This is a genomic window from Algoriphagus yeomjeoni (assembly GCF_003259505.1).
GTDB classification, from domain to species: domain Bacteria; phylum Bacteroidota; class Bacteroidia; order Cytophagales; family Cyclobacteriaceae; genus Algoriphagus; species Algoriphagus yeomjeoni.
In genome coordinates this window covers 1-14,210 of sequence record NZ_QLLK01000011.1, presented here as the reverse complement: position 1 = coordinate 14,210, position 14,210 = coordinate 1, and the positions used below count along the sequence as shown (strand labels likewise).

Annotated in this window: 16 protein-coding genes; 4 read left to right on the top strand and 12 right to left on the bottom strand. The window is 41.1% G+C overall.

Annotated features, from left to right (window positions below; genetic code table 11):
- Nucleotides 1-25 precede the first annotated feature (25 nt).
- The 3 genes from LV83_RS16725 to LV83_RS16715 form a co-directional block, all read right to left on the bottom strand.
- Nucleotides 26-739, bottom strand: coding sequence for a 2-phosphosulfolactate phosphatase (locus LV83_RS16725; RefSeq protein WP_111612713.1), 714 nt, complete (start codon nt 737-739; stop codon nt 26-28).
- Nucleotides 740-1,834, bottom strand: a complete 1,095-nt coding sequence (gene gcvT, locus LV83_RS16720) for a glycine cleavage system aminomethyltransferase GcvT (protein WP_111612712.1) — start codon at nt 1,832-1,834, stop codon at nt 740-742. It abuts the gene before it with no gap.
- 107 nt (nt 1,835-1,941) lie between these two features.
- The gene (locus LV83_RS16715; RefSeq protein WP_111612711.1) at nt 1,942-2,268 is read right to left on the bottom strand and encodes a HesB/IscA family protein; all 327 of its coding nucleotides are present in this window, start codon (nt 2,266-2,268) and stop codon (nt 1,942-1,944) included.
- 90 nt (nt 2,269-2,358) lie between these two features.
- Between LV83_RS16715 and mce the strand changes: the two genes are divergently transcribed.
- Complete coding sequence (gene mce, locus LV83_RS16710) at nt 2,359-2,763, top strand: methylmalonyl-CoA epimerase (RefSeq protein ID WP_111612710.1); 405 nt, start codon at nt 2,359-2,361, stop codon at nt 2,761-2,763.
- Nucleotides 2,764-2,987: 224 nt separating this feature from the next.
- On the top strand, nt 2,988-4,016 hold the full coding sequence (gene thiL / locus LV83_RS16705; protein WP_111612709.1) for a thiamine-phosphate kinase: 1,029 nt from the start codon (nt 2,988-2,990) through the stop codon (nt 4,014-4,016).
- A gap of 151 nt (nt 4,017-4,167) precedes the next feature.
- On the opposite strand, the gene LV83_RS16700 is transcribed toward thiL, so the two are convergent.
- From LV83_RS16700 to LV83_RS16660, 9 genes are all read right to left on the bottom strand, one after another.
- Nucleotides 4,168-5,745 (bottom strand): M1 family metallopeptidase, encoded by a 1,578-nt coding sequence (locus LV83_RS16700; RefSeq protein ID WP_111612708.1) that lies wholly within the window; start codon nt 5,743-5,745, stop codon nt 4,168-4,170.
- Nucleotides 5,746-6,222: 477 nt separating this feature from the next.
- On the bottom strand, nt 6,223-7,053 hold the full coding sequence (gene tsf, locus LV83_RS16695; protein ID WP_111612707.1) for a translation elongation factor Ts: 831 nt from the start codon (nt 7,051-7,053) through the stop codon (nt 6,223-6,225).
- A gap of 208 nt (nt 7,054-7,261) precedes the next feature.
- Nucleotides 7,262-8,023 carry a 30S ribosomal protein S2 gene (gene rpsB / locus LV83_RS16690; RefSeq protein WP_111612706.1) on the bottom strand — a complete coding sequence of 254 codons (762 nt, stop codon included), beginning with the start codon at nt 8,021-8,023 and terminating at the stop codon, nt 7,262-7,264.
- Between the two features lie 33 nt (nt 8,024-8,056).
- On the bottom strand, nt 8,057-8,443 hold the full coding sequence (gene rpsI, locus LV83_RS16685; protein ID WP_111612705.1) for a 30S ribosomal protein S9: 387 nt from the start codon (nt 8,441-8,443) through the stop codon (nt 8,057-8,059).
- 9 nt (nt 8,444-8,452) lie between these two features.
- Complete coding sequence (gene rplM / locus LV83_RS16680; protein ID WP_111612704.1) at nt 8,453-8,896, bottom strand: 50S ribosomal protein L13; 444 nt, start codon at nt 8,894-8,896, stop codon at nt 8,453-8,455.
- Between the two features lie 181 nt (nt 8,897-9,077).
- Entirely contained in the window at nt 9,078-9,788 is a 711-nt protein-coding gene (locus tag LV83_RS16675) for an RluA family pseudouridine synthase (RefSeq protein WP_111612819.1), read from the bottom strand.
- Between the two features lie 79 nt (nt 9,789-9,867).
- Entirely contained in the window at nt 9,868-10,944 is a 1,077-nt protein-coding gene (locus LV83_RS16670) for a sensor histidine kinase (protein WP_111612703.1), read from the bottom strand.
- Complete coding sequence (locus LV83_RS16665) at nt 10,945-11,637, bottom strand: response regulator transcription factor (protein WP_111612702.1); 693 nt, start codon at nt 11,635-11,637, stop codon at nt 10,945-10,947. It lies immediately after the preceding gene.
- A 151-nt stretch (nt 11,638-11,788) separates the two neighbouring features.
- A complete protein-coding gene (locus tag LV83_RS16660; RefSeq protein WP_245947081.1) occupies nt 11,789-12,580 on the bottom strand; it encodes a DUF3108 domain-containing protein in 792 nt (263 codons plus the stop codon).
- 179 nt (nt 12,581-12,759) lie between these two features.
- Between LV83_RS16660 and recA the strand changes: the two genes are divergently transcribed.
- Nucleotides 12,760-13,788, top strand: a complete 1,029-nt coding sequence (gene recA, locus LV83_RS16655; RefSeq protein WP_111612700.1) for a recombinase RecA — start codon at nt 12,760-12,762, stop codon at nt 13,786-13,788.
- A 207-nt stretch (nt 13,789-13,995) separates the two neighbouring features.
- Nucleotides 13,996-14,210 (top strand): IS1/IS1595 family N-terminal zinc-binding domain-containing protein (locus LV83_RS21540; protein WP_449353833.1); only part of this gene is annotated, 215 nt, incomplete at its 3' end.

Below are 14,210 nucleotides of genomic sequence, written 5' to 3'. Positions count from 1 at the left end.
GTTCAAGTTAAGGGAATCGCCTTAGTTATTGGATTTCAACCCTTTTTAGTGTTCCATTATCTACTTTTCCAATAAGGCTGAAAAGATCTAAAGTCAGGCAAAAATCAATGTCCGAATCAATATTGTGATTTTGAAGTCGCTTTGCGTGGGAAGCTTGAGAAAGAAAGCCTTTTAAATCGTGTCCTTCTTTTTCATAAAGTGATTTCATCGCAAGGGCTGCATCATCTTCAGCTTCATGTGTTCTTTCAAGCGCTTTCACCAAGGCACCGGCATACAAGGAGTCTTCTAAATTGAATTTACCTTTCCAACCAGCGCAATGAATTAGGACATCTTTTTCTAGGGATTGAAGGTAGCTGACGGTTGCCTGAAGGTTTGGAAAAGCGCCAATCAGAATCTCATCGGCTCCGGTAGATTTGGAAATTGCCAAGGTCCCATTTGTAGTGGTCATTGCGAGTTTTTGGCTCTGGTATTCGCCAGTTAGATAAGCTAGAGGAGAATTCCCCAATTGAAAGCCATCTGCTTTGACCCCATTTCTCTCGCCGGCAATCAAATACCCTGAAGTTGCCATGGCTCTGCATTCTTCCAGATCAGCGCATGTTTTTATTTCCGATATGCCATTTGCAAGTGCTGCAACCATGGTGGAGGTGGCTCGAAATATATCGACCACCACCACGATTTTTCCCTGCAATTCATGCAAATGAATTAATTCTGGACTGAAACAGATTTCTACTTGTTGCATTTATTTTTTCAATAGTGGAAGTTTCTCCACTTGAGCTTTAAGGTTCTTGTTTCTTACTTGAATGAAAATTTCGGTGCCTGGTTTGCTGAATTCTGTTTTCACATAACCCAAACCAATTCCTACACCCATACTTGGAGACTGAGTTCCTGAAGTCACTTCGCCGATCACCTCACCAGCTGCATCTACAATAGGATAGTGTCCTCTAGGAATTCCTCTTTCCTGCATGATAAAGCCAACCAATTTCTTAGAAACTCCAGCTTCTTTTTGAACTTTAAGTGCTTCAGAGTTCGTGAAATCCTTGGTGAATTTGGTGATCCATCCCAAACCAGCTTCAAGTGGTGAAGTGCTATCTGTGATGTCATTTCCATACAGGCAATAACCCATTTCCATTCTGAGAGTATCTCTTGCACCAAGACCGATTGGCTTGATATCAAAGTCTTTTCCAGCTTCAAAAACCGCATTCCAAACGTTCTCAGCATCTTCATTTTTCACATAGATCTCAAATCCTCCGGCACCTGTGTAGCCAGTTCCAGAGATGATCACATCCTGAACTCCCGCAAATTCACCAATGGTGAAATGATAGAATTTAACTTCAGAAAGGTTCACAGGAGTCAAATCCTGAACAGCTTCGATTGCTTTTGGACCTTGGATTGCAAAAAGGGAAATCTCATCAGAGATATTAGTCAGCTTGGCCCCCATGGTATTGTGCTGATTTACCCAAGCCCAATCTTTATCAATGTTTGAAGCATTTACGACTAGCATGTACTTTTCGTCTTCGAACTTGTAAACGATCAGGTCATCTACTATTCCACCAGTTTCGTTTGGGAAGCAAGAATACTGCGCTTGGCCATCGACGATTTTGGAAGCGTCGTTGGAAGTCACTTTTTGGATCAGGTTGAGCGCCTCAGGGCCTTCCACCATGAATTCTCCCATATGGGATACATCAAAAACTCCGACGCCATTTCTCACGCAAAGGTGCTCTTCATTATCAGAACTGTAACGCACAGGCATATTATAGCCTGCAAAAGGCACCATTTTACCACCAAGGGCAACGTGCAAGTCATTGAGTTGGATTTTTTTGATTTGCTCTTCCATAATCTGGGTTAATTTTCTAGTGGGCAAAGGTAAGGAATGAGGCGAAAAATGCACTAAAAAAGGCAACCTGATCAGGTTGCCTTCTAATGATTATCTTGATTTAACGCTTATACGGAGAAGCTTTCTCCGCATCCGCAGGTTCTGCTTGCGTTTGGATTGACGAATTGGAAACCTTTTCCATTTAGTCCGTCAGTAAATTCTAAAGTAGTACCTGCCAGATAAAGCAAGCTTTTTCTGTCAACGAGGATTTTCACTCCCTTATCTTCGAATACGTGGTCAGTTTCCACTTGATCGCCGTCAAATCCCAAGTCGTACATCAGACCTGAGCAGCCACCACCTTTTACAGAAACTCGAATATTTTCATTTTCTGCGCGTCCTTCCTCTTTTTTGAGCTCTAGGATACGCTCTTTGGCTTTGTCAGAAACGATTATCATATCTTTATTGATTACTTTGTCTTAAGTTGAAGTATTGGGAAAACAGTAACGCTCCCAAAAAGATTCACTGCAAATATAGCAATTTTAACTATGAGGAAAATCGAGCACATCGGGATAGCGGTCAAAGATCTGGAGAAGTCTAATTCACTTTTTGCGAAGCTGCTTGGAAAAGAACACTTCAAAACCGAGGAAGTGGATGGTGAAAAAGTAGCGACTTCCTTTTTCCAAGTGGGAGAAACCAAAGTAGAATTACTTCAGGCAACGGATGAAAGCAGTCCCATTGCTAAATACTTAGAGAAAAAATCTGAGGGGGTTCATCATATCGCGTTTGATGTGGAGGATATTTTGGCAGAAGTTGAGCGATTGAAAAGCGAAGGCTTCGAAATCCTGAATGATACTCCTAAACTTGGGGCAGACAATAAATTAGTGGTATTTTTGCATCCGCGGAGCACGAATGGGGTTTTGATTGAGTTGTGTCAGGAGAAGGGTGTTTGATTGAAAAATTGTAAGATTTGAAAATTGAAAAACTCTTATCGTGAGAAGTTCGAGTGGTAAAGTTGGAAAGTGGTAAGGTTTGTAAATGAACCTCAACTCTACTATGCATCTCGTCAATCGTAATTCGAAATTCAAAAATACTCAATTGTACCGAGCAGGTTAAAATTAAAAAATAGCGCCTCTGCGCCTCCCGATAGCTATCGGGAGCGGGAGGTTATAAAAATATGTCAGAAAAGAGAACAGAAATAAGCGATTTGGGTGAGTTCGGCTTGATCGACCACTTAAATGAAAAAGTAATTATTAAGAATTCCAGCACGGTAAAAGGCATTGGAGACGATGCTGCAGTCATCGAAGCTGGAGAACTAGTGAAAGTCGTAACCACGGATTTATTGGTTGAGGGCGTTCATTTTGATCTTTCCTATGCACCGCTGCCTCACCTAGGTTTCAAAGCTGTGGCAGTAAATGTATCCGATGTGGCTGCGATGAATGCTGTGCCTAAGCAGATTACGGTAAGCATCGCTCTATCCAATAGATTCTCTGTGGAGGCAATTGATGCGCTTTACGAAGGTATTCATGCCGCATGTGAGCATTATGGTGTGGACTTGATTGGAGGAGACACTACAGCATCTAGAAGTGGATTGGTGATTTCAGTTACTGCCATCGGCGAATCAAAGCCTGAGCAAGTCTCTTATCGATCCGGAGCCAAAGAAAATGACATACTTTGCGTGACGGGTGATTTGGGTGCGGCTTTGGTTGGTTTGCAAATCTTGGAGCGTGAGAAGGAAGTCTTTCTTGCTAATCCAGAAATGAAGCCTGATTTAGGTAAATATACTATTGTGACAGGCCGTCAGCTTAAGCCGGATGCTCGTGTGGATATTATCCATGAACTACGGGAGATGGAAGTTGTGCCTACGAGTATGATGGATATTTCGGATGGCTTGGCTTCGGAGATTTTTCATATCTGCAAAGCTTCAGGAGTAGGAGCTACGATCTATGAAGATAAACTTCCAATTGATAAGCAGACTTTTGATACAGCAGTTGAATTGAATCTTGATCCGATCACTTGTGTGATGAATGGGGGAGAGGATTACGAATTGCTATTTACGATTGATCAAAAGGATTTTGCGAAGCTGGAGAAGCATCCCGATATCCACTTTATCGGTCATATCACCAAGTCGGAGGAAGGCAAGTTCTTAGTTACAAAAAGTGGAACGGCTGTTCAGATCAAAGCTCAGGGCTGGAAGCATTTTTGAATCAGCCGTAACTCTTGGTTCAAGTCTTCAGACCTGTCCGACGCCAGGCGGGCTTGGGCCTCATTAATTTTAAAAACAACAAAAACCTCTTCAGAATCAACTGAAGAGGTTTTTTTATGAACAAGAGTCTTTTAAGTCTCCTGCTAAAGGATTATTTTTTCAGCATTAACCATCCCCTAGGATCGACAATAGGTTGAGTGGTGCTATTAATCAAAACAGGTTTCCTGCCTAGTCTCATAGTCTCTATTCCCTCATCGGTTTTTACTTCTACGGGTAGCTGGAAATCTATTCCTTGAAGAGAAACCTCAAAACCTTTGTTTCCCTTTTTTGAGATTTTCACTTCTGGGATATTTGTGGAATAAAGGTATAGCTGAAAAAAGCCTTCCAAATCCTCTCCAGTAAAGGAATTGACAAAATCTATGAAATCACGAGTATTGACTTGGTTTTCATAAGTAAATCGAGGGTCATTTGCGAAGGCTTTCAACATCGGGAAGAAAACCTCATCACCTAAAATCCCGCGTAGCGAATGCATGATATACGCGCCTTTGGTATAAATCTCTGAATGATAAGCTTCCTCTTCAGTGCTGTTAACAGGACTGGCCACTGGTTTGGAATGGCTGATCGATTTTAATGTGCCATTCACTTTTTCGAAGTAAGCCTCTTCTCCGCCATGCTCTAGATAGAACAGCCAGTCTCCATATGCTGTGATCCCCTCATGAATCCAGAAATCCGCCCAATCTCCCACTGAGACCTTATTTCCGAACCATTCATGACCCAGCTCATGGTGCAATAAATTGTCGTAATTAACGCTTCCCATTCTCACAAAACGATAGAAGTTTCCATAGGCATTTATGGTCTGATGCTCCATGCCGAGATAGGGAGTTTCAACGATGGCAACCTTATCATTTGGCCAAGGGTATGCACCAAAATACTTCTCGTGAGTTTCGGTGGACACCTTTAGCACTTCCAGAATATCCTGTGCTTTGTCTTTGTTTTCCTGCAAAACCCAGACATGCATGGGGATTTGATCACCAGAAACAGAGGTGAAGGTTTGCTTTTCCTCATGAAAAATTCCCATGGTGAAGTTGATCCCATAGTTATTAATAGGGTAATCTGTGGACCAGTAATAAGTTTGTTTTTTTCCGTTCTGCTTGACCTGATCTAAGACTCCGTTAGCGGCTACGAAATAAGGTTTCGGAACGGTGATCACTAGATCTACGCCTTCTGAGGGTTCTGAGGAAGGGTGATCTAGGGCAGGCATAAATATCTTGGCACCTTCACCTTGGGATGAAAGGCCCATCCAGTCATTTCCAAGATTGTCTTTTTTCCAGGTAAAACCGCCTTCCCAAGGTGGATTAATTGCGATTGGGGTTATTCCTTCATAGAAAATCTCCACCGCATCACAAGAACAATCAGTGATTAGAATATCAAGAAGATCGCTCTTGTGTGAAAACTCCATTTCGACTCCATTTGCCTGCACGCTTGTTACTTTATACTCATCGATAAGGTCTAGTCGAAGAGTGTCTAATTGTGTGTTGGTAGAAAATGTAACGGTACTTTTACCTTTGATGGATTTGCTCTCCGGGAAAAGCTCTAGTTCCAAGCGGTAATGCTTTACCTCAAACTTTTCTTGAAGTGGATCAATTGGCCCACCCCAATCCCAATTTTGGCCGAAGGCAAAAGAAACTGAAGTGAGTAAGAGAATACAAATTGATAGAATGGTCTTCATAAAGTTGGGGTTGGGATTTAAAGAGGCAAATTCTTAAAAAATTTACTGAATTGCTATTGATTTGAAGTTCTTACCTCAAGTGTCTTCAAGATGAAATCGTCCTTTGTAAGGTGTTTTATTGATAATTCACCTTCTTAAGGAAAAGCCTAGTTTTTTGACTAGAATCACTTTAACTCCCTTTAAAGAAGGGGAAATAGATAATTTGAAGTTCTAATATTAATTCAATATGTATATCCGCTTTTCTGCCAGTAAGGTGGCATTAGCAATGTAGGCAATTTTAAACTTTTGCATTGAGGCCGCTTCGGTCTTCGGTCATCGGTCTTCCGGCCCGTTGAGCAAAGAATCTATGGTGACTGGCATCATTGCGGATAATCATATAATTCAAATTACATGCCTGCAGTTAGCCGAAAACACTTATAAAAAAACCTCTTCAAAATCAATTGAAGAGGTTTTCTTATGGTTTAGAATCTTTTCGGATTAACCGATAGAAACTCTTTTGAATGCAGATACAGTCATTCCTTTGCTTACGCTGTCAAGGTACTGCGCGATAGTCTTGTTGTTATCTTTTACAAAAGACTGGCTAAGAAGAGTATTCTCTTTGTAGAACTTGTTCAGTTTACCCAAAGCGATTTTCTCAAGCATTTCTTCAGGCTTGCCTTCAGCTCTTGCTTGCTCTTTACCTACTTCGATTTCTCTTTCTACTACAGAAGAATCTACTCCGTCTTTGTCAAGAGCTACTGGATTCATCGCTGCAATTTGCATTGCTACGTCTTTACCAGCTTCTTCTACGTCAGCTCCAGAAGTGTTAGTCAATCCTACTAATACACCTAATTTACCATTAGAGTGGATGTAAGGAACTACTGTTTCGGCAGAAATCACTTCGTAATGAGAGATCTCAAGTTTCTCACCGATCTTACCAGTCATCTCAGTGATTTTCTCAGCTACAGTGATGTTTTCGAAAGGAAGGGCAAGGATTTCTTCTACAGAAGTTGCGCCGTTTTCTACTGCAAGGTCAAGTAGTGTGTTTGCAAATGCACCGAATTCTTCATTTTTAGCAACGAAGTCAGTTTCGCAAGTCAAAGTAAGCAATGTTCCTTTAGCGCCATTTTCAGTCACTTTAGTTACAGCTACACCTTCTTTAGTCTCACGATCAGCTCTGGAAGCAGATACTTTTTGACCTTTCTTTCTGAGGATGTCTACAGCTTTTTCGAAATCGCCTTCTGATTCGGTTAGCGCTTTTTTGCAATCCATCATACCGGCACCGGTCATTTGTCTCAGTTTGTTTACTTCTTGTGCAGTAATTGCCATTGTATTGTCAGTTTAAAATTAAACGGATTATATTTTTTTGAAAAAACATCAGTAGGCAGTTGAAGGCCTTTGAGGTTTTATACTTTATAAGTGGGAGCATTTTTCAGCTTTGAGAAGACTCAAAGGTCAATGCAGGTAAAACAAAAAAATTGAACATAGGCCGAAACCTGATGTTCAATTTTCAATTTATTTCAAATCAAGGTGTGGATTATTCTTTTGTTTCAGCGTCCACAGCTTTCTTAGCTTCTTCCTCTTCAGAAAGTTTAGCTTCTTCTTTGTCTTTCTTGCGCTCTGAAAGACCTTCTTCGATTGCTGCGCCGAACGCTTTAACTAGTAAAGAAACGGACTTGAAAGCATCGTCATTAGCAGGGATAGCGAAGTCAACCTCGTTCGGGTTAGAGTTCGTATCAACTAATGCGAAAACAGGGATACCAAGCTTTTTTGCTTCAGCAATTGCGATGTGTTCTCTTTTGATGTCCACTACGAAAAGAGCTGCAGGGAGTCTGCTCAAGTCAGCGATACCGCCAAGAACATCTTCCATTTTGTCTTTCTGACGGGAAACCATCAAACGTTCCTTCTTCGCAAGGTTCTTGTAAGCTTCCTCTTTCATCAATTTGTCCAAACCGGACATTTTCTTCAATGATTTGCGGATCGTAGCGAAGTTAGTCAACATACCACCTAACCATCTTTCGGTTACGTAAGGCATGTTTAGTCTTTTCGCTTCAGTAGCTACAAGATCTTTCGCTTGCTTCTTAGTAGCAACGAACATCACTTTTTTGCCGGAGCGTACGATTTGCTTGATAGCATTAGATGCTTCGTCGAGGCTAGCAAGCGTTTTGTTTAGATCGATGATGTGGATACCATTTTTCTCCATGAAAATGTATGGAGCCATTCTCGGATCCCACTTTCTCGTCAAGTGTCCGAAGTGAACACCAGCATCTAGTAAGTCTTTATATTCTAATTTGGCCATAATATAATTTGTATATTCTGAAGTAAATCCAGATTAACGTTTTGAGAACTGGAATTTTCTTCTTGCTTTTCTACGTCCTGGCTTCTTACGTTCTACCATTCTTGGATCACGAGTAAGGAAGCCTTCTTTTTTCAATGCAGGTCTGTGCTCAGCGTCGAATTCGCACAATGCACGGGAGATAGCCATACGAGCTGCCTCTGCCTGGCCTGTACTTCCGCCACCATCTACATTGATTTTGATGTCGTAGTTACCTTCTACGCCTACTAGCGTAAGCGGCTGCTTCACTACGATCTGGTGAAGTTCAAATGGGAAGTGAACGTCAAGAGCTCTGTTGTTCACGGTGATTTCACCTTTACCTGGCGCCATGTAAATTCTGGCTACAGAGGTTTTTCTTCTACCGATTTTGTTGATAATATCCATTGTAGTCGATTAAAGAGTGATTGCTTTAGGCTGCTGTGCTTCGTGCGGATGCTCAGATCCTTCATACACGTACAAGTTGCCGTATAATTTTCTTCCCAATCTGTTTTTAGGCAACATGCCTCTTACAGCTTTCTCGATCAAGATAGTTGAAGACTTGTCTTTCAATAATCTTGGCGTAGAGATACGCTGTCCACCTGGATAACCTGTGTGTCTCACATAAACTTTGGAGTCCCACTTGTCACCAGTTAGTCTGATTTTGTCAGAATTGATTACGATGACGTTGTCACCACAATCAGCGTGAGGTGTGAAGCTTGGCTTCGTCTTACCTCTTAAGATTTTTGCTACCTCACTAGCCAATCTACCCAAAACTGCTGCTTGGGCATCCACTACCACCCATTGCTTATCTGCAGTCGCGGCATTGGCTGATACGGTCTTATAGCTCAAAGTATCCACTGTGTAACTGTTTAATATTTAGCTTGTTAAATTTATTTCACCCTCAAAAAGGGACACAAAGATAGGAGTATTTTATTTTCGATGCAAAATATTTCCAATACTAAGTCCTAATTTTCACAGGCTTAGCGTTTTACTACCAATCAAATGCGGTCATCTCTTACTCTTTTTCTATCGGAATTTCTTAGCTGGTTTTCTCCAATTGAGTAACCAAAACCTTGAAATCCTTCGGATAAGGCGCATTTACGAATAATTTCGTGCCGTCCAAACCCTCAAATCCAATCGAATAAGCATGAAGCGAAACCCGCTGCATAATCGGTAATTCTTCTGTCTCTTTTTTTAAATTGAAGCGACGCTTGATAGAAGAAAGGTATAAAGGGTTGCCTCCATATAAGGTGTCACCACAAATGGGCGACTTCAGGTAAGCCAAATGAACCCTGATCTGATGCAGTCTCCCAGTGATGGGTTTGCACTCGACTAAGGTGTGTACGTAGTAAGTCTTCAAGGTATTGAAAACTGTCTGCGCCGGCTTGCCGTCTTTACTTACTTTGGCGATTCCTTTGTTGTTGGCTAAGAGATTTCGGTCCACCAGCTCATCGCTGAATTCCTTGATCCCTTCCACCACTGCATGATAGACTTTAGTTACTTTTCTGCTTTCAAACTGCATAGCCAAATGCCTGTAGGCCGCTGGATTCTTGGCAATCACTAGACATCCTGAAGTTTCCTTGTCCAATCTATGGCACAGCTGGGCATCGGGGGTGTGTGCCTTGGCAAGGTCTAGGATGTTCTGCGCTTCGTGTCTGTCGTCTAAGCTTGACAGATACGGCGGTTTATTGATTACCAGGTAATCCTCGTTTTCAAACAGAATAAGATTTTCAAAATCTACTTTCTTCATGGATTCTCCTGCCTCTTTCAATTGAGGCTGCAAAAGTAGGGAAAAAAGGATGGGTAAAAAACTTCTCTGAGTTTTATTCTTAGAGAGTTATCACTTTTAATTTCTCTTCAGGAGAGTCGATTTTTATTATAGGAAGAGAAAAACTAAAAATAGACCCTTTGCCCACCGTAGAGCTTACAGAAATCTTGCTTTTGTGGCCTTCGAGGATATGCTTGACAATAGCCAGACCTAAGCCTGTACCACCTTCTTTTTTGTTCCTGCTTTTCTCCACCCGATAGAATCGCTCAAAAATCCGCTTTAGGTCTTCCGGAGGAATTCCAGGCCCATCATCGGTGATATCTACCTGGATGGTGTTTTTATGTGTTTTCAATAGTACCTGCACTTCACCGCCATTGTGGTTGTATTTCATGGCATTGAAGATTAGGTTCTGGCATACCCTGTATATTTTTTGACGGTCACCTTTGGTCCAGTAGGTTTTTCCCTCTTCGAAGTCGAACGTGATGTGGATTTCCCGCTTGGAAGCTTTATGCTCCAGTTCTTCCATCACTTCTTCGATGAGTTCCTTGAGATCAAATTCAGAGAAATTGAATTTAATCACCCCACTTTCCATTTGATTCAATGTCAGAAGATCCTGAACCAACACATCCAAAGAGTCCAGGCTTTTTGCGGCACGCTTCAGAAAGCGCATGCGGACTTGCTTGTCATCGATAGCGCCGTCAAGTAAGGTATGAATGTACCCTTGGGTGGCAAAAATTGGAGTCTTTAACTCGTGGGAAATATCCGCGATGAACTCCCGTCTGAACTCTGCATTTTTCTGAAGCGTATCAATTTCCTTTTGCCGGGCTATCGCATAGGAGTTGATGACTTTATTGATTTTGCGTAGCGGCGAGATTGACCCCTTTCTTCCTTTTTCGCTGATCTCTGAGAGGTCTTTTCGCTGGATTTTTTCCAAAAGAGAATAGATGTCACCGATCTCCTTGAAAATCAAAAACTCCAACATGAAAGAAATCAATAGATAGGAGGAAGAAAATGAAACCCCCCAAGCGACTAGGAGCAAAAGTAGATTTGCTCCATCCATTAACGATAAAAAAGCCACCACCAGAGCCGAGATGGCTAAAGCCAGGATCAAAGAAATTCCTCTGGAAGTGGTAAACATTTATTGCCCTAATTCGAATTTGTAGCCTACACCTTTGACAGTAGTGATGTAGTCTTCTCCGATTTTCTCACGCACTTTACGTATATGTACATCCACTGTTCTAGCCAATACAAACACATCAGCACCCCAGATATTCTGAAGAAGTTCATCTCTACTGAAAACGATATTAGGGTTTTTGGCTAGGAAATACAACAACTCAAATTCTTTCTTAGGCAGTGTAATTGTCTTCCCGGATTTATCAATGGTGTAGCTACCTCGATCGATAATCAAATCTCTGATTTTGATCTGAACCTGCTCCTGCTCTTTTTTAGATTCTCGTCTGAACAAAGCTGAAATACGGCTCATCAGCGCTCTTGGCTTGATCGGCTTGGTGATGTAATCATCTGCTCCCACATCAAAAGCTGCCACTTCAGAGTACTCTTCCATACGGGCAGTCAGGAAAATAATAAACGTGTTTTTGAGCTCGGGAATTTGTCTTACCTGCAGGCAGGTTTCCACTCCATCCTGATTTGGCATCATAATGTCCAGAAGAATCACATCAGGTAAAAATTTCGCAGCAATTTTTACTGCTTTAATTCCATCTTCGGCGGTTGCTACTTCGTAGCCTTCCTTTTGAAGATTATATTTCAGGATTTCAACAATATCAGGTTCGTCGTCAACTACCAGAACTTTGATTTTTTGCTTGTCGCTCATCAGTGATTTCTTAATGTTTGGTTTAAAATTAAGGAATATTTAAGGATTGAAGCCAAACAATAGATTGTTCATGTACGCGCTACACAATGAAAATGACAAGAAAATTTGGTATTAGCAGTACTATGTTATCTTAATGTTATGATCTTTTGAATTAGTTATTTTTCAGTCCCTTCGCAGATATGATGTCTAAATTCAATGACCCAATAAATAGATTCGCTTTGATTTTTACTGGAATTTTGTTCTGATCCTTTGTAACCCAGACCTTCACTGGATAATCACCTCTGAATAGTTTGTTCTTTGGGAGTTGAGGTGAGAAAATGTAAGTTTCTTTCGTGCCAAGGTTGGTGTCAATGGTCTCGGTGCCTTCGTAGATTAACTTTATGTTATATATTTCCTTATCAAAGAATCCACGAATTAAGATTGCTTCTCCTTCCTTCAAATTCTTCAAATCTTGTGTTCTCAAATAATAAAAACCACTGACTAAATCCTGAACTTGTCCCGGCAAATCAAAATCTTTAGTTTCTTTTAGGTTTCTGTTTTCTTTGTCAAAAAGCTTCATCGTAGCTTTCTTATTTTTCTGATCAAAGTGAACGAACTCATGCTTTCTGTATTTCCCTTCTTCAATATGTCGGTAGGACACAGAAGGTAAATTGGTCTCTACATCTAAGTACGTTCCCCAATTATCATTCACTTTTCCGAAAATAGTGGCAGCACCTTTAGTCTTACCATATACATCTATTTTATAATGTGGTTTGTCATTCTGGTCTTGTGGTCTTTTGGAAACCTGCATTTTTGCGTCTGCTAGATTAAGCCAACCATAAGAAACCTCAAAGGACAATTCCTCTCCAAATGTAAAGGGAGAGTTGCCTGCAAATCCCTGAGCTGAGAGATTAGACAGGGTAATGAAAATGAGTAGTGTAATTGATCCGAGGATTCTTTTCATAAATTTTAATGACAATACCTGACGAAAAGGTGGGTAATCTATAGGTATTACGAAAAAACGTGCCGAAAGGCGATTAAAATTACGAATTTGGCTTTCCAAAACAATAGTAGAGGACGTCTTGCTTATAGTCCACTGTTTATTTACTTTCATATAACTATAGATTCTAACCAAATAAAAGCATGAGTAATAACGCTGAAAAATTAAAAGCACTGCAACTGACCATCGACAAGTTGGAAAAGACTTACGGTAAAGGAGCTGTAATGAAGCTAAGCGATAATAAGGTGGTTGATATCCCGGCCATATCGACGGGTTCATTGGGTTTGGACATTGCCTTGGGCATTGGAGGGATCCCTCGTGGCCGTGTGATAGAAATATATGGGCCTGAGTCTTCTGGTAAAACTACGCTAACCCTGCATTGTATAGCTGAGGCTCAAAAGGCAGGCGGACTGGCTGCTTTTATCGATGCAGAGCATGCTTTTGACAAGACCTATGCTGAAAAGTTGGGGATTGATACAGAGAATCTTCTCATCTCTCAGCCTGATAATGGAGAGCAAGCGCTTGAAATCGCTGAGCATCTGATCCGTTCTGGGGCGATTGATATTATCGTGATTGACTCAGTAGCTGCATTAGTTCCAAAAGGTGAACTTGAAGGCGATATGGGGGATAGCAAGATGGGATTGCAGGCACGATTGATGTCCCAGGCTTTGCGTAAGCTGACTGGAGCGATCAACAAGACTGGCTGTTCTTGTATTTTCATCAACCAGCTTCGTGAGAAGATAGGAGTGATGTTCGGTAATCCTGAAACTACCACTGGTGGTAATGCATTGAAATTCTATGCTTCCGTACGATTGGATATTCGTAGAATCGGTCAGATCAAAGAAAGTGCAGACAACATCCTCGGTAATAGAACCAAGGTGAAGGTGGTGAAGAATAAAGTTGCTCCTCCGTTCAAGGTTGTAGAATTTGATATTATGTATGGGCAAGGAATCTCCAAAGTGGGGGAAATCATTGACCTAGGTGTAGAGCTGGATATCATTAAGAAGGCAGGTTCTTGGTTCTCTTATAATGGAGAGAAGCTTGGTCAAGGTAGGGAGTCTGTGAAAACTCTGCTTTTGGATAACCCTGAATTGATGGAAGAGCTTGAAGTGAAGATCAAAGCTGCTTCTGGATTATCCAAAGGAGCTAGTGAAGTAGTTATTGAAGAATAACTCCTTTCAATATAAACCAAAAAGCGGTTCCCAAATTGTTGGCAACCGCTTTTTGTTTTTTTGGCATAATACTGAAAAATAGTTGGTAAAAACCTTATAACATCAATGATTATCAGGTAAATACAAGAGGTTTACTGAAACTGGTTTCAGTAAACTTTTTTTGTACTATGAAAACTCAAAAAAAACAGATGTTGGGCTTGCGGGAATTTGGAGGTTATTCGCTGGGGGAAGCAGGCAGGAAAACAGCGATTTAAATGTAAAAACTGTGGTCTTTTCTTCACCCGTAACTCTAAAGAACAGACACTTCGGAACCGTTTTGTATGGTTTAAAAAATGGGTTCTTGAGCGGCAGACTTTTAAGATTCTATGTCGTGAAAGTGGTCTTTCAAAAGATACTCTTCAACGTATTTTTTACGAATATCT

What these genes read in the sequence shown, in the direction of transcription:
- LV83_RS16660 (WP_245947081.1), bottom strand. Translation starts at nt 12,580, where the DNA reads ATGAAAAGAATCCTCGGATCAATTACACTACTCATTTTCATTACCCTG.
- LV83_RS16725 (WP_111612713.1), bottom strand. Translation starts at nt 739, where the DNA reads ATGCAACAAGTAGAAATCTGTTTCAGTCCAGAATTAATTCATTTGCAT.
- rpsB (WP_111612706.1), bottom strand. Translation starts at nt 8,023, where the DNA reads ATGGCCAAATTAGAATATAAAGACTTACTAGATGCTGGTGTTCACTTC.
- mce (WP_111612710.1), top strand. Translation starts at nt 2,359, where the DNA reads ATGAGGAAAATCGAGCACATCGGGATAGCGGTCAAAGATCTGGAGAAG.
- thiL (WP_111612709.1), top strand. Translation starts at nt 2,988, where the DNA reads ATGTCAGAAAAGAGAACAGAAATAAGCGATTTGGGTGAGTTCGGCTTG.
- LV83_RS16700 (WP_111612708.1), bottom strand. Translation starts at nt 5,745, where the DNA reads ATGAAGACCATTCTATCAATTTGTATTCTCTTACTCACTTCAGTTTCT.
- LV83_RS16675 (WP_111612819.1), bottom strand. Translation starts at nt 9,788, where the DNA reads ATGAAGAAAGTAGATTTTGAAAATCTTATTCTGTTTGAAAACGAGGAT.
- rpsI (WP_111612705.1), bottom strand. Translation starts at nt 8,443, where the DNA reads ATGGATATTATCAACAAAATCGGTAGAAGAAAAACCTCTGTAGCCAGA.
- gcvT (WP_111612712.1), bottom strand. Translation starts at nt 1,834, where the DNA reads ATGGAAGAGCAAATCAAAAAAATCCAACTCAATGACTTGCACGTTGCC.
- LV83_RS16715 (WP_111612711.1), bottom strand. Translation starts at nt 2,268, where the DNA reads ATGATAATCGTTTCTGACAAAGCCAAAGAGCGTATCCTAGAGCTCAAA.
- tsf (WP_111612707.1), bottom strand. Translation starts at nt 7,053, where the DNA reads ATGGCAATTACTGCACAAGAAGTAAACAAACTGAGACAAATGACCGGT.
- LV83_RS16670 (WP_111612703.1), bottom strand. Translation starts at nt 10,944, where the DNA reads ATGTTTACCACTTCCAGAGGAATTTCTTTGATCCTGGCTTTAGCCATC.
- LV83_RS16665 (WP_111612702.1), bottom strand. Translation starts at nt 11,637, where the DNA reads ATGAGCGACAAGCAAAAAATCAAAGTTCTGGTAGTTGACGACGAACCT.
- recA (WP_111612700.1), top strand. Translation starts at nt 12,760, where the DNA reads ATGAGTAATAACGCTGAAAAATTAAAAGCACTGCAACTGACCATCGAC.